The sequence below is a fragment of the Neisseria sp. genome (assembly GCF_030527965.1).
GTDB lineage: Bacteria > Pseudomonadota > Gammaproteobacteria > Burkholderiales > Neisseriaceae > Neisseria.
The window spans coordinates 26,783-49,341 of record NZ_JAUMZU010000003.1 but is presented as its reverse complement, the minus strand read 5'-3'; the positions used below and the strand labels follow the sequence as shown (position 1 = coordinate 49,341).

22 protein-coding genes are annotated in these 22,559 nt (G+C 47.4%); 6 read left to right on the top strand and 16 right to left on the bottom strand.

What is annotated here, in order from left to right:
* Positions 1–46 precede the first annotated feature (46 nt).
* The 6 genes from Q4A84_RS02205 to Q4A84_RS02180 form a co-directional block, all read right to left on the bottom strand.
* Entirely contained in the window at positions 47–772 is a 726-nt protein-coding gene (locus Q4A84_RS02205) for a metal ABC transporter ATP-binding protein (RefSeq protein ID WP_303087292.1), read from the bottom strand.
* 227 nt (positions 773–999) lie between these two features.
* Positions 1,000–2,385 (bottom strand): sodium:alanine symporter family protein, encoded by a 1,386-nt coding sequence (locus tag Q4A84_RS02200; protein ID WP_303087291.1) that lies wholly within the window; start codon positions 2,383–2,385, stop codon positions 1,000–1,002.
* A gap of 322 nt (positions 2,386–2,707) precedes the next feature.
* Entirely contained in the window at positions 2,708–3,082 is a 375-nt protein-coding gene (apaG, locus tag Q4A84_RS02195; RefSeq protein ID WP_368389550.1) for a Co2+/Mg2+ efflux protein ApaG, read from the bottom strand.
* Between the two features lie 14 nt (positions 3,083–3,096).
* A complete protein-coding gene (locus Q4A84_RS02190) occupies positions 3,097–3,591 on the bottom strand; it encodes a phosphatidylglycerophosphatase A (RefSeq protein WP_303087290.1) in 495 nt (164 codons plus the stop codon).
* Positions 3,584–4,540, bottom strand: coding sequence for a thiamine-phosphate kinase (gene thiL / locus Q4A84_RS02185; RefSeq protein ID WP_303087289.1), 957 nt, complete (start codon positions 4,538–4,540; stop codon positions 3,584–3,586). The genes Q4A84_RS02190 and thiL overlap by 8 nt, the downstream gene beginning before the upstream one ends.
* A 120-nt stretch (positions 4,541–4,660) precedes the next feature.
* Complete coding sequence (locus Q4A84_RS02180) at positions 4,661–5,425, bottom strand: OmpA family protein (protein WP_303087288.1); 765 nt, start codon at positions 5,423–5,425, stop codon at positions 4,661–4,663.
* Positions 5,426–5,876: 451 nt separating this feature from the next.
* Here Q4A84_RS02180 and Q4A84_RS02175 point away from each other — a divergent pair, with 451 nt between their 5' ends.
* A complete protein-coding gene (locus Q4A84_RS02175) occupies positions 5,877–6,827 on the top strand; it encodes a CysB family HTH-type transcriptional regulator (RefSeq protein WP_303087287.1) in 951 nt (316 codons plus the stop codon).
* 66 nt (positions 6,828–6,893) lie between these two features.
* Here the strand turns inward: Q4A84_RS02175 and fnr are convergent, their stop codons facing one another.
* Complete coding sequence (gene fnr, locus Q4A84_RS02170; RefSeq protein WP_303087286.1) at positions 6,894–7,628, bottom strand: fumarate/nitrate reduction transcriptional regulator Fnr; 735 nt, start codon at positions 7,626–7,628, stop codon at positions 6,894–6,896.
* Positions 7,629–7,780: 152 nt separating this feature from the next.
* On the opposite strand from fnr, the gene hemN reads away from it, so the two are divergent.
* Positions 7,781–9,187 (top strand): oxygen-independent coproporphyrinogen III oxidase, encoded by a 1,407-nt coding sequence (gene hemN, locus Q4A84_RS02165; protein WP_303087285.1) that lies wholly within the window; start codon positions 7,781–7,783, stop codon positions 9,185–9,187.
* Between the two features lie 270 nt (positions 9,188–9,457).
* On the opposite strand, the gene yidC is transcribed toward hemN, so the two are convergent.
* The 4 genes from yidC to rpmH form a co-directional block, all read right to left on the bottom strand.
* A complete protein-coding gene (gene yidC / locus Q4A84_RS02160; protein WP_303087284.1) occupies positions 9,458–11,089 on the bottom strand; it encodes a membrane protein insertase YidC in 1,632 nt (543 codons plus the stop codon).
* A gap of 143 nt (positions 11,090–11,232) precedes the next feature.
* Entirely contained in the window at positions 11,233–11,445 is a 213-nt protein-coding gene (gene yidD, locus Q4A84_RS02155) for a membrane protein insertion efficiency factor YidD (RefSeq protein WP_303087368.1), read from the bottom strand.
* A gap of 2 nt (positions 11,446–11,447) precedes the next feature.
* The gene (gene rnpA / locus Q4A84_RS02150; protein WP_303087367.1) at positions 11,448–11,792 is read right to left on the bottom strand and encodes a ribonuclease P protein component; all 345 of its coding nucleotides are present in this window, start codon (positions 11,790–11,792) and stop codon (positions 11,448–11,450) included.
* Positions 11,793–11,808: 16 nt separating this feature from the next.
* Positions 11,809–11,943: a 50S ribosomal protein L34 gene (gene rpmH, locus Q4A84_RS02145; protein ID WP_019958174.1), complete on the bottom strand. Its 135-nt coding sequence runs from the start codon at positions 11,941–11,943 to the stop codon at positions 11,809–11,811.
* Between the two features lie 225 nt (positions 11,944–12,168).
* Between rpmH and dnaA the strand changes: the two genes are divergently transcribed.
* From dnaA to tyrS, 4 genes are all read left to right on the top strand, one after another.
* Positions 12,169–13,713 (top strand): chromosomal replication initiator protein DnaA, encoded by a 1,545-nt coding sequence (gene dnaA / locus Q4A84_RS02140; RefSeq protein ID WP_303087283.1) that lies wholly within the window; start codon positions 12,169–12,171, stop codon positions 13,711–13,713.
* A 26-nt stretch (positions 13,714–13,739) separates the two neighbouring features.
* Positions 13,740–14,843, top strand: a complete 1,104-nt coding sequence (gene dnaN, locus Q4A84_RS02135; protein ID WP_303087282.1) for a DNA polymerase III subunit beta — start codon at positions 13,740–13,742, stop codon at positions 14,841–14,843.
* A gap of 315 nt (positions 14,844–15,158) precedes the next feature.
* Positions 15,159–16,250: a redox-regulated ATPase YchF gene (gene ychF, locus Q4A84_RS02130; RefSeq protein ID WP_303087281.1), complete on the top strand. Its 1,092-nt coding sequence runs from the start codon at positions 15,159–15,161 to the stop codon at positions 16,248–16,250.
* Positions 16,251–16,330: 80 nt separating this feature from the next.
* The gene (gene tyrS / locus Q4A84_RS02125) at positions 16,331–17,632 is read left to right on the top strand and encodes a tyrosine--tRNA ligase (protein ID WP_303087280.1); all 1,302 of its coding nucleotides are present in this window, start codon (positions 16,331–16,333) and stop codon (positions 17,630–17,632) included.
* 146 nt (positions 17,633–17,778) lie between these two features.
* On the opposite strand, the gene lpxB is transcribed toward tyrS, so the two are convergent.
* The 5 genes from lpxB to lpxD all read right to left on the bottom strand — a co-directional run bounded on the left by lpxB (position 17,779) and on the right by lpxD (position 22,457).
* On the bottom strand, positions 17,779–18,936 hold the full coding sequence (gene lpxB, locus Q4A84_RS02120; protein WP_303087279.1) for a lipid-A-disaccharide synthase: 1,158 nt from the start codon (positions 18,934–18,936) through the stop codon (positions 17,779–17,781).
* A gap of 85 nt (positions 18,937–19,021) precedes the next feature.
* Entirely contained in the window at positions 19,022–19,684 is a 663-nt protein-coding gene (locus Q4A84_RS02115) for an acetyltransferase (protein WP_303087278.1), read from the bottom strand.
* Between the two features lie 401 nt (positions 19,685–20,085).
* Positions 20,086–20,862: an acyl-ACP--UDP-N-acetylglucosamine O-acyltransferase gene (lpxA, locus tag Q4A84_RS02110; RefSeq protein WP_303087277.1), complete on the bottom strand. Its 777-nt coding sequence runs from the start codon at positions 20,860–20,862 to the stop codon at positions 20,086–20,088.
* A 57-nt stretch (positions 20,863–20,919) separates the two neighbouring features.
* On the bottom strand, positions 20,920–21,378 hold the full coding sequence (fabZ, locus tag Q4A84_RS02105) for a 3-hydroxyacyl-ACP dehydratase FabZ (RefSeq protein WP_303087276.1): 459 nt from the start codon (positions 21,376–21,378) through the stop codon (positions 20,920–20,922).
* Positions 21,379–21,413: 35 nt separating this feature from the next.
* Positions 21,414–22,457, bottom strand: coding sequence for a UDP-3-O-(3-hydroxymyristoyl)glucosamine N-acyltransferase (gene lpxD, locus Q4A84_RS02100; RefSeq protein ID WP_303087275.1), 1,044 nt, complete (start codon positions 22,455–22,457; stop codon positions 21,414–21,416).
* Positions 22,458–22,559 lie beyond the last annotated feature (102 nt).

The window sequence follows — 22,559 nt, the reverse complement described above, 5'->3', positions numbered from 1 at the left end:
CTTTCAGACAAGCATCAAAATACTTTGCCTGTCTGAAAATATTGTTTCACGCGGCACACCATTCGGCACCGTCCACTTGCTGCATCAACGCCCCGGCCTTCTGTAAATAATCGTCGGTCAACACGTCTTCCGTTTTACCTGTCGCCACTTTTTCCCGCGCAATCAAAAGCGTATTCGGGAAATAGGCACGCACCTGCTCGTAATCGTGCAACACCGCAATCACCGCCTGCCCCGCATGGTGGCATTGCCGCAAAACTTCGAGCAAAGCGTAAGTCGTACGCGCATCCACCGCATTAAACGGCTCGTCCAACAGCAAAAATTTGGCATCCTGCACCAACATGCGAGCAAATAAAACCCGCTGAAACTGGCCGTTTGACAAATGAGCAATCTGCCTATCGGCAAAATCCGTCATTTCCACCCGAGCCAAGGCCTGTTTGATGCGCGCAGTCTGGTCGGCATTTACCCTGCCGAAAAAACCGATTTCATACCACAAACCCATCGCCGCCAGCTCCAAGACAGTCATCGGCTGGTTACGGTCGATGTCCGATTGTTGCGGCAAATACGCGATATCACTACGCGACATCCCCTGCCATTCGATTGTTCCGGTATCCGGTTTCAGCAAACCCATAACCGCCTTGAGCAACGTAGACTTGCCCGCTCCGTTTGGCCCGAAAATCGCCCACATCGAACCGTCGTCAAACGTCATATCCAGATGATGCACCGCCGGTTTGCGACGGTAACTGACCGTTAAATTATTAATGTGGATACTCATTCGGCAACAGCCCAAAAATACATGCCCCATAAAATCATCAGAGCAAGGGCGGCCAGCAGCAGGCGTTGGAACAAGCCGGTTAATAAAAGATTCATAATATCGTTCGAATTACGGGTAAAAAGCAGCGGAAATGATACTGTATAACATTCTTCTTGTAAATCGGCAGGCCAATAATAATGCCTGTCTGAAAAGGTTTTTCAGACAGGCATTACAGGCAGCTTAACCAATTAAGGCAATTCGCCGCTGGCACGTTTGGCTTTGAAATCTTTGGTTTCCCGCACAATCACACCGGAAAGCAAAACCAGCGCAATCAAGTTAGGCACCGCCATCAGACCGTTGAACGCATCCGCCGCCGCCCAAACCAAGTCCAAGCTGGCAACCGTACCCACCATGACCGTAGCCACATAAATCACACGGTAAATATTGGCCGAACGATCGCCAAACACATAAGCCGCGCATTTCTCACCGTAATAACACCATCCCAGAATCGTAGAATAAGCAAAGAAAATCAGGCCGATGGTAACCACCCAACCACCCGGCCCGGGCAACAGATGGTCAAACACTTTACTGGTTAAAACCGCACCGGTCAGCGCTTTCCCGTCGGAGCCAAGCAACGGGGTAAACTCCGTACCATGAGTTAAACCCATAACCAAAACAATACCGGTAATAGAACACACCACAATCGTATCAAGGAAAGTACCGGTCATCGATACCAGCGCTTGGCGCACAGAATGGTCGGTTTTAGCCGCCGCCGCCGCAATCGGCGCCGAACCCATACCCGCCTCGTTGGAAAATACACCGCGCGCCACACCGTAACGGATAACAGAGCCGATGGCACCGCCCGCAATCGCCTGCCCGGTAAACGCATCATTCAAAATCATACTGACCGCAGGCGCAACCTTATCCAAATTCAAAGCAATAATCACCAAGCCACCGACCACATAAAACACCGCCATTGCCGGCACGATAAAAGAAGACGCCGTAGCAATACTGCGGATGCCGCCCAAGACCACAATAGCCGTCAATATGGTCAACACAACGCCGGTATACATCTGATCAATACCGAAACTCGCATGAACGGCCTGCGCAACCGAATTCGACTGCACCGAGCTGCCGATACCGAAAGAAGCAATAGTGCCAAACAAAGCAAACAGCATGGCCAACCATTTTTGTTTCAAGCCATGCTCAATATAATACATCGGCCCGCCCGACATCTCACCGCGAGCATTGGTGATTCGGTATTTCACCGCCAGCACACCCTCGCCGTATTTGGTCGCCATGCCGAAAATCGCCGTCATCCACATCCAAAATACAGCACCGGGGCCACCGGAAATCACCGCCGTCGCAACCCCCGCGATATTACCGGTACCGATGGTGGCAGACAGTGCCGTCATCAAAGCACCGAAATGTGAAATATCGCCCTCATGATCCGTGCCGTCATCCTTTTTCGGATGCGGGAAAAAAGCCAACTTTAACGCATAAGGCAACATGGAAAACTGCAAACCCATCAAACGAACAGTCAGCAAAACGCCAGTGCCAACCAAGAAAACCAGCATAACCGGCCCCCAAACCCAACCGCCTACCACATCAAAGAAATGTTTCAGACCTTCCATTAAGCTCCTCCCGATAAAAAACACACTCTTTTAATCAAACTGGAAATATCGCAAAACCACTCGATTAAAAATCGACCGGGCCCGCCATCCAGCACAGGTTTGTGCCATTTCAGCATAAGGCATTAACTAATGCAAGCCAAGGTTAACCTTTTGTAACAGAATATCTACGCTTATCCGACTCAAAAATAGGAAAAAGGCTGTCTGAAAAACCTTTTTCAGACAGCCTTCTCTTTCGTTAGATTGTATACAAACTGCTCCAATCAAAATTTAGTTTTCAAAACTCGATTATTTTTGAAATTTTCCACTTAATATCAGTTCAATCTTATTGAACAGTAATATTCGCCTTCAAATCAAACGGCGGAATCTGCACCCAAAAGCGCTCGCCGCTATCATCTTCAAACTCATAACGACCCTGCATACTGCCCCACGGCGTAGATAAGTGCGTGCCGCTGCTGTATTCAAAATCATCTCCAGGATACAAAGTCGGCTGCTCGCCAACCACGCCTTTCCCTGAAACAGTTTCCACGCCGCCATGCGCATCAGTAATTTCCCAGCAGCGATTTTTCAGAGTCACAACTTCGCTACCCAGATTGCGGATCTTAATATGGTAAGAAAAAACATAACGGTCATTCATCAAGCTACTCTGCTCCGCCAGATAGCAAGGTTCGACAATCACTTCTATCGGATCACTCATCATATCCATCCTCCTTTTCAGACAGGCACAAACACCCGGGCTACACTCAGCACCAACACCGAAAACCCTGCGGCAATCACATCATCCAACATAATCCCAAAGCCACCGTGCACACGCCGGTCAAACCACCTTATCGGCCATGGCTTCAACATATCGAACAAACGGAATGCCACAAAAGCGGCCATCCACCAGCCCGGCGACAGGGGCACCCAAATCAACACCAGCATCATGGCTACGATTTCATCCCATACAATGCCGCCGTAATCCTGCAACCCCAATTCGCGCTCGGTTACATCACAAATCCAAATACCAACCCAAAACAACAAAGTACATAACAATAAAAACCAGCCGCCAGAAATACCTAGTTTGACCAACAAAAAGGTCAGCGGCAATGCCGGCAGCGTACCTACAGTTCCGGGCATCACAGGCGACAAACCCGTACCGAAACCAAAGCCCAAAAAACACACCGGGCGCTGCCAGATCCATTTGAATGTCGGTTTAAACTCAGTCAAAATGATCAAATCCCATTTTATCCAGCCGGATTTCGCAGCCAGCACCGTCGGAAATATGCAGCCCAGTTTCCGACAAAATTTTTCCCACACGGGTAACCGGTGTCGCACAGATTTCGCTTGCCGTCAAAATTTGATTTCTTAAAGCTTCCGGCGCGGTAAACAACAATTCATAATCATCGCCCCCGCTCAACTGCCATTTAAGCAAATCTCTTTTTTCAACGCAATTTCTCAAGTCAGGCAACACAGGAAGCTGATCCGCCCACAATTGAGCACCAACACCGGAAGCATCCAAAATATGCCCCAAATCCTGAGCTAAACCGTCGGAAACATCCTGCGCCGCATGTGCCAAGTTTAATAACGACTTTCCCAAATCCACTCGCGGCACAGGCCGCAATAACTTTGTCTTACATGCCTGCCACACCTTTTCAGGTAAACGTATTTTACCCAAATAGCCATCAAGAGCCGCCGCCGCCATGCCAACGCTACCGGAAACCCAAATATCGTCCCCTACTTTGGCCGACGACCGTTTCAGCCCTAAACCGCACGGCAGTTCACCGATAATCGTAATATTAAAAACCAAATCCCCTCGGGTTGTATCGCCGCCGATAAGCGTAATACCATATCGACGCATTTGCTTGAATAAAGAACCGCAAAAAGTCTTCAGCCAATCTTTATCCAACTGAGGAAACGCCGCACTCAATAAAACCCACCGCGGTGTTGCGCCCATAGCCGCCATGTCCGACACATTTACTGCCAGCACCTTGTGCGCCAAGTCAGCCGGAGCAACCTCGGCAAAAAAATGCCTGCCTGAAACCAACATATCACTGCTGAAGCATAAATCGTATCCGGTTCTCGGCCTTACAATTGCCGCATCGTCACCGATACCCAGCAAAACATCCTCATCTTGCTGACTTAGCAAAAAGGTTCGGATAAATTCAAATTCCGTCATTAAAATCTTTAGCCCATCCAGTTATGACAATATATGCTTCTTTATATATTGTAATACGTTTCCCTAGAAAATACGAAAAACCCCACGCTATTGCGCAGGGTTTTCCTATCAAACCAAAAATTATTTTTTGATTTCCTCACGGGTAAAGCCGTGATATTTGTTTTCGGGAGGAACTGGATGCCAACCGTTATCCACATCAGAGCGCTCGCCTTGAGCAGCTTGACCTTCAGCCACTTGTTTAGTAACCAAAGTACGGATTTTAACGTCTACGCGACGATCAGGTTCGATACATGCAATCAGAGCTGCACGACGTTTAGCTTTAGAAACTTTTTTACCCAGTTTAGCTACTTCAGCTTGGCAAGTTTCAGTCATGCGGGCTTGTGTTTCACCCAAGCCAACAGCGCTAACTTTAGAAGCAGCCACACCGCGGTTAACCAAGTAGTTAGCCACAACGTTAGCACGTTCTTGAGAAAGTTTTTGGTTGTATTCTTCGCTACCCATAAAGTCGGTATGACCTTCAACGCGCGCGCTTTCAACGCGAGCATCAGACAAGCGGGTAGCCAGATTGTTCAACGTTTCGGTAGCTTCCGGACGCAGGTTGTATTTGTCGAAGTTGAACAAGAATTTAGCAGACAATGCTACAGTTTCTTCTTCGTACTGAGGAGCCACAGGAGCGGCAGCAACAGCATCACCACACTCTACACGACCTTGAGAGTCTTTATCAAAGTAACCGTCACGCCAGCATTCGCCGTAGTTGTTGCGTACGATTTCATGGGATTGGCGGCTGATTACATAACCATCTTTACCGTGCGGTTCGCTTGCCATAACGTTGCCGGACGCAATAGCGGCAACAATCAAAGCACCTAATTTAAGCTGTTTGGTCATTATTATTCCCTCATCTAAAGATTGCCGTACAACAGTAGCCCTCCGGCTTTCTGATGCACATCACAATATACAGGCTACAGCACTTAGCCGCAGCAATTCGGATATTTCAGGTTTGTACTATAAAAAGCCCTATACAAACTGTCAATAGCGAAATTTTTCATACGACTGCTTAAAAGCCCGCTTCCTAGTTATGAATCATGCCGAAAAATCAACTTCGTGTCATTTATTTAAAAGCAAATTGTCCGACATGCCTGATTGAAGTTGTACAAAAGCAACATGAACAATCTATTTATTGCCCGTTACGTTTCTATCAATTGGAGAGATAACTTCATTAAAAACAAAATCTTTGACCTCCGAAACTTAGCCAATCACCGCAATAAACGCAAAATGTGCTAAATTAATCTGCCCTTTGTCGTTCACAGCCCACAAACCTTCCGAATGATTACAAACCATGAAATTACAACAACTGCGTTACGCACTGGAAGTATACCGACATAATTTGAATGTTTCAGCCGCTGCCGATGCCCTTTTCACATCTCAACCGGGCGTTTCGAAACAAATTCGTTTGCTGGAAGAAGAGCTGGGTGTGCAGATTTTTATTCGCAGCGGCAAGCGTATTGTTTCCGTTTCCCCTCCGGGCAAGGCCGTACTTGAACTGGCGGAGCGGGTATTACATGACGTTCACAACATCAAAAATATCGGTAAAGAATTCACCGACCATAACAGCGGTTTGTTGACTATTGCCACCTCGCATACTCAAGCACGCTATGCCTTGCCCAATATCATTGCCGAATTCGTTAAGCTTTATCCTAAAGTTCAACTTTTCATCAAACAAGGCAGCCCTTCCGCCATCGCGCAAATGGTTTTATCGGGAGAGGCAGATTTTGCGATTACCACCGAATCCATGGAAAATTTTGATGAGCTACGCAGCCTGCCATGCGCCCAATGGACTCATGGCATCGTCGTTCCTGATGGTCATCCTTTATTAAATAAAGCGGGGCCTATCACATTAGAAGACATTGCCGCCCATCCGCTGATTACTTACGAATTCGCTTTTAATGGCAATTCCAGTATTTCCCATGCTTTTAACAAAGCGAACATAGAAAATTTAAATGTCGTATTGGCTGCCGCCGATACGGAAGTGTTAAAAACTTATGTGAAGCTTGGTTTAGGCGTCGGCATCATGGCGCAGATGGCCTTTGACCGAAATGCCGACCAAGGCTTGCAGATGATAGATGCTTCCCATTTATTCGAACCTTCCTATACCGCCATTACCCTGCGGCCAGATTCTTATCTACGCGGCTATACATATGAGTTTCTTTGCATGTTTGTGCCCGGCCTGACTCGAGAAAAAATCGATAAATTGTTATACGAGCCTATCGAAGAAGATTTCTCAATCTGATTTTCCAAATCAAATGCCTGTCTGAAATTTCAGACAGGCATTTAGCGTTCTTTCATAACTGCAGGATTACTCAACTGCATGCACACAACCGGAAACCATTTGCTTGAGCGCATCAGGATTTAACAGTTTGATATGCTTATGCTCCACCGAAACCAAACCATCGTGATGGAATTTAGACAACGTACGGCTAACAGTTTCCAGCTTCAGTCCCAAATAACTACCAATTTCTTCGCGCGACATCCGCAGGATAAAATCATTGGCTGCAAAACCCCTGACTTGAAGACGTTGCGACAAATTTAATAAAAATGCGGCAATCCTCTCTTCTGCTCGCATATTGCCCAATAACAGCATCACACCCTGATCTCTAACAATCTCTCGGCTCATCAAACGAAAAAAATGCGCTTGAATACTGGGAATTTTCTGCCCGAGCTCTTCCATATGAGTAAACGGCACTTCACACACTTCGCTGTCTTCCAGAGCCACGGCGTCACAAGTATGAGTATGCGAACAGATTCCATCCATTCCGATGAGTTCTCCCGACATGGAGAATCCGGTTACTTGATCCCGCCCGTCTTGGCTGGCGACCGTTGTCTTAAAAAAGCCAGTACGAATCGCATACAGGGAAGTAAACACTTCCCCAGTGCGAAACAAAAACTCACCTTTTTTCAATCGGCGGCTTTGCCTGATAATAGAATCTAATTGTTCGAACTCAGAAGGCATCAAACCTACCGGCATACACAGTTCACGAAGCGAACATGAGGAACATAAAGTTTTAACCACAGGGTTCGTGTGTGCAGTCATAAAATACATACCCAATTTGCCACCCTTTATGAGGGCCGACACTTGTTATCGCCTGTTACGATATGAGAGGTTGACGCATATCAAGGCACGCTTATCATAATATCTTCATTCTACCAAACGGATAATTTTTTGACTACGGAAAACTACTTAAAATGAAAACCTTCCCGATTCAAAACGCAGACCGGCCGGAATTCGACCGACGCCTCATCGCCAGCCTACCTGCCAACGGGCCACGTTACACTTCTTACCCAACCGCCGATCGTTTCAACGCACAATGGGGCGAAAACGAATACATCAAAGCGCTTGAGTTGCGTCAAATAGGCGCACTCAACAAACCGCTGTCCCTCTATATTCACATCCCGTTCTGCAACACCATCTGCTATTACTGCGGCTGCAACAAAATCATCACCAAAGACAAATCCCGTGCCGACACATACATCCGATATCTCGCTCGCGAAATGGCATTACTAGCCCCGCATTTAAAAGGCCGCCATCTCCTATCTCAACTGCATTTCGGCGGCGGCACGCCCACATTCTTAAGCAACGACCAACTGGAATACGTATTTTCCACCATTGCCGAGCATTTCCAATTAAGCCCCGACGGAGAGTACTCAATCGAAATAGACCCGAGAAAAGTCAGCCGTGACACCGTGTTTCATTTAAAAAAACTCGGGTTCAACCGCATGAGCGTTGGCATACAAGATTTCGATCCTAAAGTACAAACAGCGGTCAATCGCATCCAAACCGTCGCCGAAACACGCGAAATCATCGAAGCGGCAAGAGAAGCCGGCTTCAAATCGGTTAGCGTGGATTTAATCTACGGCTTACCCCATCAATCGCTTGAACGCATCAAACCGACACTTGAAACTACGCTTTCCCTCGACCCCGATCGCCTGGCCCTGTACCATTACGCCCATCTACCCCATCTTTTCAAGCCTCAGCGCCGAATCGACACCCAAGCCGTACCCAATAGCGAAGAAAAGCTGGATATCCTCCAATATGCCGTACAAACTCTAACCAGCCGCGGCTATGAATTTATCGGTATGGATCACTTTGCCAAACCCACCGACGAATTAACCGTTGCGCTGCATGAAGGCCGTTTACAGCGCAACTTCCAAGGTTATTCCACCTATGCCGATTGCGATCTGATCGCCATCGGGGTTTCCGGCATCGGCAAGATCGGCAGCACCTACAGCCAGAATGAAAAAGACATCAATGCTTATTATTCGGCGATTGACTCCGGTCACCTACCTATCACACGAGGCTATCAACTTAATCAGGACGACATCCTCCGCCGCAACATCATTCAAGACTTAATGTGTCGATTTTCACTCGATTTTCAGGTTTATCAAGACATTTTCGGCATCAATTTCCACCAATATTTCCAAACGGAATTGCAAGACCTGGCGCAACAAGAACAGCTCGGTCTCCTGCGGCTACACCCCGACGGACTGACCGTTACCCCCAAAGGTCGCTTCCTTATCCGCAACATCGCGATGATTTTCGACTATCACCTGCGTCATCGAGAAAGCAAAATCCAATACTCGCAAACCGTATAGCCAAGCCTATTACTTCAATAACCTCGATACTGAGTATTTCAGGAAAATGCCTGTCTGAAAAAACTTTCAGACAGGCATACTGATTCACCCCTCGCATGATGATGCAGCCAAAGCAACACCATCAACAATCCTCCTCCCCCATAACTATCAAAGGTTAAATGACATCTATAATTTAAGAATACCATTGGTCAAATCATAACCGCCAAACCCGCATAAACAAAAAATGCCTGTCTGAATATTTTCAGACAGGCATTTATCTAGAGAGCAGAGTTATTTATCCAATACTTCACCCATAGCTTGTTGCTTGGCAATCGCCTTATTGATATACCATTGCTGCGTGATACTTAAAATATTATTCACCACCCAGTAAAGCACCAAGCCTGCCGGGAAGAAGAAGAACATCACAGAAAAAGCAATCGGCATTACTTTCATCATTTTCGCCTGCATCGGATCTGCCGGTGGCGGATTTAATGTAGTTTGGAACCACATTGTTCCAGCCATAATCAGCGGCAAGATAAAATAAGGATCGGTTCGACTGAGATCGGTAATCCAACCCATCCAAGGCGCCTGGCGCAACTCCACCGACGCAAACACCGCCCAATAAAGACCGATAAAGACCGGAATTTGCAGCAACATCGGCAAACAACCGCCCAACGGGTTAATTTTCTCACTGCGGTACATCTGCATCATTGCCTGCTGCAGGGCCATACGGTCATCGCCATACTGTTGTTTCAAAGCCTCCAACTTAGGCGCCACCGCACGCATCTTGGCCATCGAACGGTAAGACGCATTAGTCAACGGGTATAAAACGGCTTTTACAATAATGGTCAACAGAATAATCGACCAACCCCAATTGCCTACCCAGCCATGCAATTTTTCCAACAGCCAGAACAAACCTGTCGCCGGATAATAAACACGCCCGTAATCTTTAACCAATTCCAGTTTATCAGCCACGTTGCGAATCACATCAGTCAACTGAGGGCCAGCATACAAACCCATTGGGAAACTGTATTTCCGACCATTCTGCATTTCCTGCAAAGGAACCGTCACACCGGAGGAATAAAGATTATCGGAACGGCGTTTGACATCAAGCTGACAACCCGAAACACAGACAGTCGCACCGTCTTTAGGCTGCAAAATCCAAGTAGCCATAAAATAATGCTGAATCATGCCCACCCAACCGGTATTGGCCCGGCGAACATATTCCGCTTGATCGGTACCCGAATTAAAATCACTGTCCAAATCCTTGAAGCTTACTTTCTCGAATTTACCTTGCGGCGTATAAACTACCGGGCCGGTATAAGTTTGAGTAAAGTAGCCGGAGCCTTCCGGCGCATTGTGGTCGCGCACAACTTTATAAACCGCCTGCGCCCTGAAAGGTTTACCGCTTAAATTCGTCACGTCGAAACGCACATCAACCAGATAGCTGCCTTTTTTGAAGGTATAAACCTTATCTATTTGCAAACCATCTTTTGCAGGCGCGCTCAAGCGCACTTCCACTTTATCGCCGTTCAAGCTGTATTGTTTTTGTGCCGTACTAAAACTCACATCCTTCAACAGGCTCTGCCCGCCAATATCCTGCAAGTCGGATTGGGCGATGTAAATATTGTCTTTACTGTCGTTAAACAATACAAAATCTTTGTTTTCGTTGCCGGTAGCGTTATATTTCAATAACGTCAGCCCACGCAAATCGCCGCTTTTTTCATCAATAACGGCTTTTACCATATCAGTCGTAACCGTTACCGGCACAGTAGGGGAAAGCGAAAGTTCGGCCGACGGCGTTTTTTGCTGCTGCTGTACCGCGGCAGTCTGCGGCTGCTTGGGCGTAGGAAAAAAATGTTCCCAGCCAAGCATAATCAGCAAAGCAATGGCAAAAAACATGGTTAGTCTTTTGAAGTCCATCGTGTGTTTGTTCCTAAAGGAGGGTTATGGGATTTTCTAAAATTCTGAAAGGATAGCAGATAAATACGGTTTGTGTATGTTTGTTTGATACAGGAGGTAATCTATTACTCCGCAATGCCTTATTTCTTGAAAAAATAGGCGGCTCAAGGAACGGGATCATGATCATGTCCGCCCCAGGGATGGCAACGGCAAATGCGCTTCAACGCCAGCCAGCCGCCTTTCCAAACACCATATTTGCTCACTGCCTCCAGCGCATATTGCGAACAAGTCGGCGAGTAGCGACAACGCGGCGGAATAAGCGGACTAATGCAATACTGGTAAAACTTAATCAACCCAATAAATAGCCTGAGCAGCACAATCAAGACTTTCTTCGCAACATCAGCTGCGCCAGCTGAATCTTCGCCTCTTTCGCATGGGCTGCATCGAAGCTTTGGCGCACCCGCACCACAAAATCACAAGGTGCCAGCTCATGCTGATGGCGACGAAACCATTCTCGGATCACACGCTTCATGTAATTGCGCCGGTTTGCCCGCTTAGCAGCTTTTTTACCCACCACTAAACCCAAACGAGCATGCCCGTACGGGTTGTCATCTGATTGTAAAACTTGCAACAGCGTCCGGCTCCGCTGTTTTTTTAAAGCAAAAACGGAAGAAAATTCTTCCGTTTTTAATAAGCGGCATTGCTTGCTAAAGCGCCTGTTCAAAGCAGCACCAAACGCATTAAACAGCCAGGCGTTTACGGCCTTTGGCACGACGCGCTGCCAATACGGCGCGACCGCCACGGGTTTTAGAGCGAACCAAGAAGCCGTGGGTACGTTTGCGCTTGGTTACGGAAGGTTGGAAAGTACGTTTCATATTAATTCCTAAAATTAATCTGGATATTAAACGTTGAATTACACACCAAACCCAATATTTTGTCAATCAATATAAACAAGTATCCTGGCACCTACCTGCAATCAAATACCATTTGGCAACACCGGCAGCCGCACACTTCCGATAGCAGTTATCCACAAATTTCGGTATAATCGGCCGAATCTTTACACACCTGCCGATAAGCCTAGTTCTGCTACGGATAAACCCATGACTCTTGCTGAATTCTGGCCTTTATGCCTTGACCGCCTATATAAAAATATGACGCCGCACCAATACGATACTTGGGTGGCGCCATTGACCGTGGGCGAAGAAAACGGCCTTTGGGTGGTATATGGAAAAAACCAATTTGCGGTCAATATGTTGAAAAAAGAGTTTGCCCAAACCATAGAAAACGCCCGTGCCGATTTCGCACCCGAAATGCACCCTTTCGTTTTCAAAACAGGCAAAGGGCAAAAATTTGAACGTGCCGGCCGATCCAACGCAAATGCAAGCCAGCCCGAACATTTCCGTAGCAAAACCGATACGGTCGAATCTCGAAGCAAAAGCCTGTCTGAAAACCCGCAAGACACGCCGGCTCGCAAAAAAATGAAAGCCAGCGCAGCCGATATTGTGGCCGAGCGGATGAAAAATCTATCGGTATCTGAAAAATCTGAAAAAAAAGCCGAAGCGCCCCAAAAAAACAAAGCCAAGACAGCAGAGAAAAACAAAGAAAAAAATCAACAGTTTTATTCACAAACCAACCTGTCGCCCGACTACACTTTCGACACCCTGGTGGAAGGTAAAGGCAACCGTATTGCCGCCGCCGCCGCCCAATCCATCGTCGAAAATCCGGGTAAAGGCTACAATCCGTTTTTTCTGTACGGCAGTACCGGCTTGGGCAAAACCCACTTGGTGCAAGCTATTGGCAATGCCTTATTAAAAAACAGGCCCGAAGCCAAAGTACGGTATATGCATTCCGACGACTACATCCGCAGCTTCATGAATGCCGTACGCAACAACGGCTACGATGTATTCAAGCAACAATACAAACAATACGATCTTTTAATCATTGATGACATTCAGTTTATCAAAGGTAAAGAGCGTACGATGGAAGAATTTTTCTATCTTTACAATCACTTCCACAACGAGAAAAAGCAACTTATTCTGACCTGCGACGTATTGCCGACCAAAATCGAAGATATGGACGACCGTTTGAAATCGCGGTTTTCTTGGGGTTTGACGCTAGAGCTCGAACCGCCCGAATTGGAGATGCGCGTTGCCATTTTGCAGAAAAAAGCCGAAACTGCCGGTGTAACGCTTGACGAGCAGGCTGCTTTCTTCATTGCCAAACACATCCGTTCGAATGTGCGCGAATTGGAAGGTGCGTTCAAACGCGTGGAAGCACGTAGCCGTTTCCTGAAGAAAAGCATCAATATCGATTTGGCGGCCGAAGCATTGCAAGATATTGTGGCCAGCGCCTATAAAATCATTACCGCCGATTTAATCATGGATACCGTAGCCAAACATTACCGTATTAAAATCAGCGAGATGATTGGCGCCAAACGCACGCGTAACATTGCCCGCCCGCGCCAAGTTGCCATGAGCCTAACTAAAGAATTAACCAATCTCAGCCTGCCGGCCATCGGCGATGCCTTCGGCGGTCGCGACCATACTACGGTTATGCATGCCGTCAAAACCATTGCCAAGCTGCGCCACGAAGACCCCGAACTGGCGCAAGACTACGAAAAACTCTTGATTTTAATTCAAAATTAATTATTTAAATTCAAAAGGTATACTTCATGTTGATTCTACAAGCCGAACGCGATGCCCTACTAAAGCCCCTACAAGCCGTTACCGGCATTGTCGAGCGGCGCCATACTTTGCCGATTCTGTCGAACGTTTTATTGGAAAATGCACACGGCCAAACCAATATTCTGGCAACCGACTTGGAAATTCAGATTAATACCACCGGCCCGCAAAGTGATGCCGGCGATTTCCGCATCACCACCAATGCAAAAAAACTGCAAGACATTTTGCGCGCCTTACCGGAAAGCGCTTTGGTCGCATTAGACTGGGCGCAAAACCGCCTTACCCTGAAAGCCGGCAAATCCCGTTTCAACCTGCAAACCTTGCCCGCCGAAGACTTTCCGCTGATGAGCGTAGGCGAAGAAATCAACACTGCTTTCAGCCTGCCCCAAGATGCCTTTAAAAACATGCTTTCGCAGGTACAATACAGCATGGCCGTACAAGACATCCGCTATTATCTCAACGGACTATTGATGCAGACCGACGGCGATCAGCTGCGACTCGTCGCGACCGATGGCCACCGCCTTGCCTATTCCTCCACCACTATCGATGCCAACTTGCCGGCCGCCGAGGTGATTTTGCCCCGCAAAACCGTACTCGAGCTCTTCAAGCTCCTCAACCATCCGAACGAGCCTGTTACGGTAGAACTGCTCAACAACCAAGTACGCTTCCGTTGCAACGACACCGTGATTGTCAGCAAAGTAGTTGACGGTAAATTCCCTGATTTTAATCGCGTCATTCCGTTGGATAACGACAAAATCTTCTTGGTGAGCCGTACCCAGCTTCTCGGTGCACTCGAACGCGCGGCTATTCTCGCCAACGAAAAATTCCGCGGCGCCCGCCTGAACCTGAAACCCGGTTTATTGAGCGTTGTGTGCAGCAATAACGAACAAGAAGAAGCCCGTGAAGAATTGGAAATCGCCTATCAGGGCGACGAATTGGAAGTCGGATTCAACATCGGCTACCTGATGGACGTCTTGCGCAATGTTCATGCCGAAGACATGCAACTGGCCTTTGGCGATGCCAACCGCTCCACACTCTTCACGATTCCCAACAATCCGAATTTCAAATACATCGTAATGCCCATGCGCATTTAAAACCGCAAAACAAACGTATTATCCATGCCTGTCTGAAAACATTTTTCAGACAGGCATTTATTTTTCGCTTACCCATTTCACTTTGGCCCGCACCAAATACCTGCTTCATCTACAATGGAAAGTTCTCTTTCTACGATATCCTATCCAACTGCTTTATTTCCGTATCAAAAACAACACGAAAAAACCTACTGATAAAGCCTGCTTGAAAAAATTCAGACAGGCTTTATGCCAGAGCAAATCCGCCGCACCAACCAAAGGAAAGCCGAAATATGCTACAATCACCTGCTAAATTTTACCTATTTTTCAGGAAGCAAAATGAGCTTAAAATGCGGCATCGTCGGCCTACCCAACGTCGGCAAATCCACCCTATTCAACGCCCTTACCCAATCCGGCATCGAAGCGGCCAATTACCCCTTCTGCACCATCGAACCCAACGTCGGCATCGTCGAAGTACCCGATCCTCGCATGGCCGAATTATCGAAAATCGTCAACCCGCAGCGCGTTCAGCCTGCCATTGTTGAATTTGTCGACATTGCAGGTTTGGTCGCCGGTGCAAGCAAAGGCGAAGGGTTGGGCAACCAATTTTTGGCCAACATCCGAGAAACCGATGCCATCGTCAACGTAGTGCGCTGCTTTGACGATGACAACATCGTCCACGTATCCGGCAAGGTCGATCCGATTGCCGACATCGAAACCATCGGCACCGAATTGGCATTGGCCGATTTAGCCAGCGTAGAAAAAGCCATTCTACGTGAAGGCAAGCGCGCCAAATCAGGCGATAAAGACGCACAAAAACTGATTGCCCTGCTGGAAAAGCTGCTGCCCCATCTTAACGAGGGCAAACCCGTCCGGTCATTCAAGCTGGATGCCGAAGAATTGGTTTTACTCCGCTCTCTCTTTCTGCTAACAGCCAAACCCGCCATGTATGTTGCCAATGTGGCTGAAGACGGCTTTGAAAACAACCCCCACTTCGACCGCTTGAAAGAACTGGCCGCCAGAGAAAACGCGCCGGTTGTCGCCGTATGCGCCGCCATGGAAAGCGAAATCGCCGAACTCGAAGATGAAGAAAAAGCCGAATTTCTTTCCGAAATGGGCTTGGAAGAACCCGGCTTAAACCGCCTCATCCGTGCCGGTTACGACTTACTCGGTCTGCAAACTTACTTTACCGCCGGTGTAAAGGAAGTGCGCGCATGGACCATCCACAAAGGCGACACCGCCCCTCAAGCCGCCGGTGTTATCCACACCGATTTCGAACGCGGCTTCATTCGTGCCCAAGTGATTGCCTATGATGATTTCGTTGCGCTCGGCGGCGAAGCCAAAGCCAAAGAAGCCGGTAAAATGCGTGTGGAAGGCAAAGAATATATCGTCCAAGATGGCGATGTAATGCATTTCTTGTTTAATGTTTGATGCCTGTCTGAAAAAATACGCCACACCTAATGCCGCCCGCCATTCAGATTAATCTTTAATATAAAACAGACGAAAACCCGATGAAATCCGTTATCCAAGACCTTCAAGCGCGCGGCTTAATCGCGCAAACCACCGACATCGAAGCCTTAGACGCTTTATTAAACGAACAAAAAATCGCGCTCTACTGCGGCTTTGACCCCACTGCCGACAGCCTGCATATCGGCCACTTACTTCCCGTACTTGCTTTGCGCCGCTTCCAGCAAGCAGGGCACACGCCGATTGCACTGGTCGGCGGGGCAACCGGCATGATAGGCGATCCCAGCTTCAAAGCCACCGAGCGCAGCCTCAATACTGCCGAAACCGTTGCCGGCTGGGTGGAAAAAATCCGCAACCAGCTCAAACCATTTTTAAACTTTGAAGGCGAAAATGCGGCGGTAATGGCCAACAACCACGATTGGTTCGGCAATATGAATTGCCTGAGCTTCTTGCGCGATATCGGCAAGCATTTTTCCGTCAACGCCATGTTGAACAAAGAATCGGTCAAACAACGCATCGAGCGCGACGACGTGGGCATTTCGTTTACCGAATTTGCTTATACTTTGCTGCAAAGCTATGACTTTTCAGAACTGAATAAGCGCCACAATGCCTTATTGCAAATCGGCGGTTCCGATCAGTGGGGCAATATTACCAACGGCATTGACCTGACCCGCCGTTTGAATAGAGCCACGGTTTACGGCCTGACCCTGCCTTTGGTTACCAAATCCGACGGCACCAAATTCGGCAAAACCGAAGGCGGGGCGGTATGGCTGGATGCTCAAAAAACATCACCCTATCAGTTTTATCAATTCTGGTTGAAAGTGGCCGATGCCGATGTCTATCAATTTCTAAAATATTTCACCTTCCTCAGCATCGAAACCATCGAAACCATCGAAACCAAAGACAAAGCCAGCGGCACCAAACCCGAGGCGCAACGCATTTTGGCCGAAGAAATGACCCGCCTGATTCACGGCGAAGCGGCTTTGGAAGCGGCACAACGCATTTCCGAAAGCCTGTTTGCCGAAGATCAAAGCAATCTGACCGAATCGGACTTCGAGCAACTTGCCTTAGATGGTCTGCCAGCTTTCCAAGTCAGCGGCAGCCTCAATGTGGTGGAAGCGTTGGTTTTATCGGGCTTAGCCGCTTCCAACAAAGAGGCGCGCGGTTTTGTAAGCAGCGGCGCGGTTATGCTGAATGGCACCGCAGCAGTATTGAATAATCCGCAACATACACCGGAAAAACCGGATGATGCGTATTTGATTACTGATGAATTCAAACGCTTCGGCCGATACACCATTCTACGTCGCGGAAAACGCAATCATGCACTCTTGGTTTGGAACGATTAATTCTGGTTCTAAAACCCAAAAGCCTGTCTGAATAATTCAGACAGGCTTTTTTCAATAAGCAGAAACGTCAAAGCAATCAAAGAATCTATCGTAACGTTGCTTTCAAAATAAAATATGTGTAAACATCAATGAAAGGATGCCCTCGCCTACTTCTCTCCCATTTCATCGAGCACAGCCTGAGCAGCAAGATGCGCGGTATCTTTTTTCAGAATGTCATGCAAGTGGCAAAAGTCAGACTTAAGCGAAGCAATCCGTTCGGGCGACTCATACCACTGGGAAACCGCCAATGCAATAAACTCAGGTTTGGCCATATCTTGCATCAGCTCAGGTACCACCTCTTTGCCTAGTAAAATATTAGGCAATCCAACATGAGGAACTTTAATCTGCGGCCGAACATAAGCATAAGTCAACGGAGAAATCTTATAACTGATAACCATAGGACGCTTGCACAGCGCCACTTCCAGGGTAGCCGTGCCACTGGTTACGATAACAACATCCGCAGCAACGGCAGCCTGCCGAGCATGAGCGCCTATCATCAAAACATCGAGCCGGCTGAATTCTGATTTTGCCAATAGATGTTGCAAACGACTGCGGGTTGCTTCGGTAGCCGCCGGCAAAACAAAGCGCGCCAAAGGATAACGTTGCTGCAGCAAACATGCCGCCTCAAGAAAAATCGGCGCCATATAATCGATTTCGCTGACTCGGCTTCCGGGCAATAAAGCAAATACGGGAATTTCCCGTGGTAATCCTAAGGCATCTCGTGCAGCATTTTGGTCGGTATCCATCGGCATGGTTTCTGCCAAAGGATGACCTATAAATTCCGCCTGCCCTCCGGCATCGGTATAAAGCTGCGGCTCCATCGGAAAAAGGCAAAGCACTTTATTGGTTTGCCGTACGATTTTCTTAACGCGCCCGCGCCGCCATGCCCACACAGAAGGGCTGACGTAATGCAAGGTGGGAATACCGGCTTGTTTGAGTTTAGCCTCTACGCCCAGGTTGAAATCGGGCGCATCAATACCAACAAAAACATCAGGCTTTAAATCCAGCATCTGCCGAATCAAACCGGTACGGATTTTTAAGATTTCAGGCAGGCGTTGAACCACTTCAATAAAACCGCGTACGGCTAACTTTTCCTGCTCATACAAGCTCTCAAAACCCAGCGCCAACATTTTTGGCCCGCCGATACCAACAAAGCGGGCATCAGGGCAACGCTCTTTTAACGCTTGGATTAAATGCGCACCAAGCAAATCACCAGAGGCTTCGCCGGCACACATGGCAATAATAGGAGATGGGCCTAATGTCATAAAGGAAATGTTGAATAAATAATTGGGTATTTTATCAAGCAGCTACCCTAGAAGAAAGTCATTCCATGAAGAAATAGGCAATCGCTTATCGTTTGACCAGCTGTTTAGCCGGAATGCCAACGGCAGTCATGCCATCAGGAATATCACTAACCACAGACGCGCCGGCACCAATCACACAATGACGGCCGATAGCACTGCCCTCACGCGTGCAGCTGCCGATGCCTACCCAGCTAAAATCACCGACAGAAGTATTGCCGGCCAAGCGTGCACCCGGGCTGACATGAACAAAATCGCCTAAAACGCTGTCATGATCAACGGATGAAGAAGTATTGATAATGGCGCCTTTTCCAATGCTGACTTCCGCATTAACGGCGGTTTGTGCAAAAAATACACTGCCCGCACCGATTTTTGCCGACATGCTAATGACGGCGGTGGGGTGGTAAATACAAGGTAAAGAAAAACCTTGCTCCTCGGCCAATTCAAAAACACGACCTCGAGTATCATTATCTCCGATAGCGACAACCACATCATACTCATTAGGCATTACACTTTGTCCAAGCAAACTGCTATCACCTAACAGCGGGAAACCCATAAATTCTTTACGACTATTGTGAAAATCATCAATAAAAGCGATTTCAGTCCATTGTTTCATGAGTATGGCGGTTTCCATAACCACTTTAGCATGCCCGCCGGCTCCGATAATGGCTAGCTTTTTTAGAGGAGCTCCTGAAACATTAATGTTCGTCATGATGACTATCCTGAAATCACATGCCAGCAGCACCGACACGCATTAATAATTACTAAAGATATCACTATTGATATTTTAAATATCGATAATTATAATATATTAATCAATAAACTAATAAAATATACTTTACAAACTATAAAGCAATTCCCACATCCACACTCCGGGCGCTGATTTTATAATGACTTACCAAAAACTCTATATCATATATTTGAAAAATTATATTGACGCTATTGCATGACATATTCATGAACGATGCATCCGATTGAACGCCGTAGTTATCTATAATAGATATTTACATCATATCTTATAACAGACCTTTTTTTTATGAATAGTTCATTTTAAGTAAGCAGGATATTTAACAGATAAAGATATTCAGACAGGCATATTACCCTTAATTGTATTCAACGGATAATACCTCGGGTGGAATTTTCAAAAAATGGTTTGAATACATTCAACTCAACCGCAGTGTCGCTCAGTGCGAGCACTTGTTGGCGAGCTTCTTCAAAGCCCAGGCCTTGACGGTAAATCAACTTGTATATATGTTTGACATTAGCAATTTGCTCGGGCGTAAAACCGCGACGGCGCATTCCTTCGGTGTTAAGGCCAGAAGGTTCGGCACGATAACCAGCCGCCATGACGTACGGCGGAACATCTTTATGCACGCCGGCAGCAAACGCCGTCATGGCATGCTCCCCAATAATACAGAACTGGAAAACCAGCGTGTAACCGCCCAGTATGACCCAATCACCAATAGTAACATGGCCTGCCAATGAGGCATTGTTCGCAAAGATAGTATGGTTGCCGATAACGCAATCATGAGCAATGTGCACATATGCCATTAACCAATTATCATCGCCGATGCGTGTCTCACCGATACCGGTAACCGTACCGGTATTGAAGGTGGTAAATTCACGAATGGTATTGCCGTTGCCGATGATTAAGCGGGTAGACTCATTTTGATACTTCTTATCCTGAGGTTGGGCACCCAGCGATGCGAATTGGAAAATACGGTTGTTCTCGCCAATAGTGGTATGACCTTCAATCACGACATGCGAGCCAATTTCCGTATTGGCCCCGATACGCACATGCGGGCCAATAACAGTATAAGGACCGACTTTCACACTGCTATCCAACTCAGCTTTCGGATCGACGATCGCACTTTGGTGAATCAAGCTCATGCTTTTTCCTTATTCGCGGTAGAAAGCTTGTCTGAAATCTTTTCAGACAAGCATAGATTATTCGACAATGCGTTGCGCGCACATAATATCGGCTTCTACAGCCAGCTGCCCGTCTACGGTAGCAACTGCGTGAAATTTACCGATGCCGCGTTTATAGTTAAGCAGCTCAACGCGGAAATCAAGACGATCTCCCGGGATAACTTGGCGTTTGAAACGAACATTGTCCAAACCGGCGAACAAGGTAATTTCACCTTCCCTCCGCTCAGTCTTTCCTTGTGTAAAAACGGCCAATACGCCGCAAGCTTGCGCCATAGCCTCAATCATTAAAACACCCGGCATAACGGGGGATTCTGGAAAATGCCCTTGGAAAAATTGTTCGTTAAACGTGACGTTTTTATAAGCCGACAAAGTCTTTCCCGGCTCAACGGCAGTAATTCGATCAAGCAACAGGAAAGGAAAGCGATGTGGCAAAATTTTTTGAATGTCGCGCACATCAATTGGTAATTTGATTTCCATTATTTTTATCCTAAAGTATGAGTGGCCGCCGCATATTACGCTTTTTCTGATGCGGCCTGTAACATCGTTATATCTTTTTCAATTTGTTTAATTTTTTTAGACATTTCACTTAGATGTCGTATATGTATCGCATTGCGCGCCCAATCTTTGTGGGTTTGCAACGGATAGCAGGTAGCATAGTAACCCGATTCTTTAATGGAATGGGTTACTGCCGTCCCTCCGCCAATAGTGGTTTTATCGGCAATTTCGATATGGCCGACAAACATCGCCGCACCACCGATAATGCAATAAGAACCAATTTTGGTGCTACCGGAAATCCCCGCACAGGCGGCAATAACGGTATGTTCGCCAATTTGACAGTTATGGCCGATCTGAACTTGGTTATCAATCTTGGTACCACGGCCGACCGCCGTATCGGCCATCGCACCGCGGTCTATCATACTATTGGCACCGATTTCCACGTCATCGTGCAAAGTAACGCCGCCGGTCTGAGGAATCTTGAACCAAGAATCTCCTGCAAACGCCAAGCCGAAACCGTCTGCTCCGATAACACTGCCTCCGTGAATCTCGACGCGATTACCCAGTTTGCAGCCGTAATAAATAACGGCATTGGGATGAATAACCACCCCGTCTCCCAACTGGCAATCATGCTCCACCACTGCTCCTGCTAAAATTCGACAGGCTTCACCCAGTACCGTATTGGCACCGATATAAGCATGCGCACCGATTTCACAACTTGCAGGAACCCTGGCCGACGGCTCGATCACTGCCGTGGGATGCACGCCCGCTCGAGCTTTTACCACTGGTGAAAACAACCTGGCAACTTTGGCGAAATACAAATAAGGATCTGGAGCAATAATCAGATTCCGTTCGGAAAATTCATCCGCCATTTTTGAGCTGACAATTACCGCCCCTGCCGCACTGTCCACAACAGCTGACTTGTATTTAGGATTAGCCAAAAAACCGATATGTTCAGGTTGAGCATTATCAAGCGGACGCACTCCGGTAATAGTAACGTCTTCACCCCGGTATTCAGCACCCAGTTCGGCAACGATTTGAGATAACGTATAAGACTTCATATCTGCCTTCTAAATCAAGAAAACAAAACCGACAAATCATAAACCGCTTTTCATCAAACCAAATATGAAACGACTGTGAAAAGCATTGGCGGTCGAATGCCT

Excerpts from the sequence above, each read along its gene's own strand:
- tyrS (WP_303087280.1), top strand. The coding sequence starts at position 16,331 with ATGAAATCCGTTATCCAAGACCTTCAAGCGCGCGGCTTAATCGCGCAA.
- Q4A84_RS02180 (WP_303087288.1), bottom strand. The coding sequence starts at position 5,425 with ATGACCAAACAGCTTAAATTAGGTGCTTTGATTGTTGCCGCTATTGCG.
- dnaN (WP_303087282.1), top strand. The coding sequence starts at position 13,740 with ATGTTGATTCTACAAGCCGAACGCGATGCCCTACTAAAGCCCCTACAA.
- fabZ (WP_303087276.1), bottom strand. The coding sequence starts at position 21,378 with ATGGAAATCAAATTACCAATTGATGTGCGCGACATTCAAAAAATTTTG.
- lpxD (WP_303087275.1), bottom strand. The coding sequence starts at position 22,457 with ATGAAGTCTTATACGTTATCTCAAATCGTTGCCGAACTGGGTGCTGAA.
- ychF (WP_303087281.1), top strand. The coding sequence starts at position 15,159 with ATGAGCTTAAAATGCGGCATCGTCGGCCTACCCAACGTCGGCAAATCC.
- yidC (WP_303087284.1), bottom strand. The coding sequence starts at position 11,089 with ATGGACTTCAAAAGACTAACCATGTTTTTTGCCATTGCTTTGCTGATT.
- thiL (WP_303087289.1), bottom strand. The coding sequence starts at position 4,540 with ATGACGGAATTTGAATTTATCCGAACCTTTTTGCTAAGTCAGCAAGAT.
- apaG (WP_368389550.1), bottom strand. The coding sequence starts at position 3,082 with ATGATGAGTGATCCGATAGAAGTGATTGTCGAACCTTGCTATCTGGCG.
- lpxA (WP_303087277.1), bottom strand. The coding sequence starts at position 20,862 with ATGAGCTTGATTCACCAAAGTGCGATCGTCGATCCGAAAGCTGAGTTG.
- Q4A84_RS02115 (WP_303087278.1), bottom strand. The coding sequence starts at position 19,684 with ATGACGAACATTAATGTTTCAGGAGCTCCTCTAAAAAAGCTAGCCATT.
- Q4A84_RS02200 (WP_303087291.1), bottom strand. The coding sequence starts at position 2,385 with ATGGAAGGTCTGAAACATTTCTTTGATGTGGTAGGCGGTTGGGTTTGG.
- hemN (WP_303087285.1), top strand. The coding sequence starts at position 7,781 with ATGAAAACCTTCCCGATTCAAAACGCAGACCGGCCGGAATTCGACCGA.
- lpxB (WP_303087279.1), bottom strand. The coding sequence starts at position 18,936 with ATGACATTAGGCCCATCTCCTATTATTGCCATGTGTGCCGGCGAAGCC.
- Q4A84_RS02205 (WP_303087292.1), bottom strand. The coding sequence starts at position 772 with ATGAGTATCCACATTAATAATTTAACGGTCAGTTACCGTCGCAAACCG.
- rpmH (WP_019958174.1), bottom strand. The coding sequence starts at position 11,943 with ATGAAACGTACTTTCCAACCTTCCGTAACCAAGCGCAAACGTACCCAC.
- Q4A84_RS02175 (WP_303087287.1), top strand. The coding sequence starts at position 5,877 with ATGAAATTACAACAACTGCGTTACGCACTGGAAGTATACCGACATAAT.
- dnaA (WP_303087283.1), top strand. The coding sequence starts at position 12,169 with ATGACTCTTGCTGAATTCTGGCCTTTATGCCTTGACCGCCTATATAAA.
- fnr (WP_303087286.1), bottom strand. The coding sequence starts at position 7,628 with ATGACTGCACACACGAACCCTGTGGTTAAAACTTTATGTTCCTCATGT.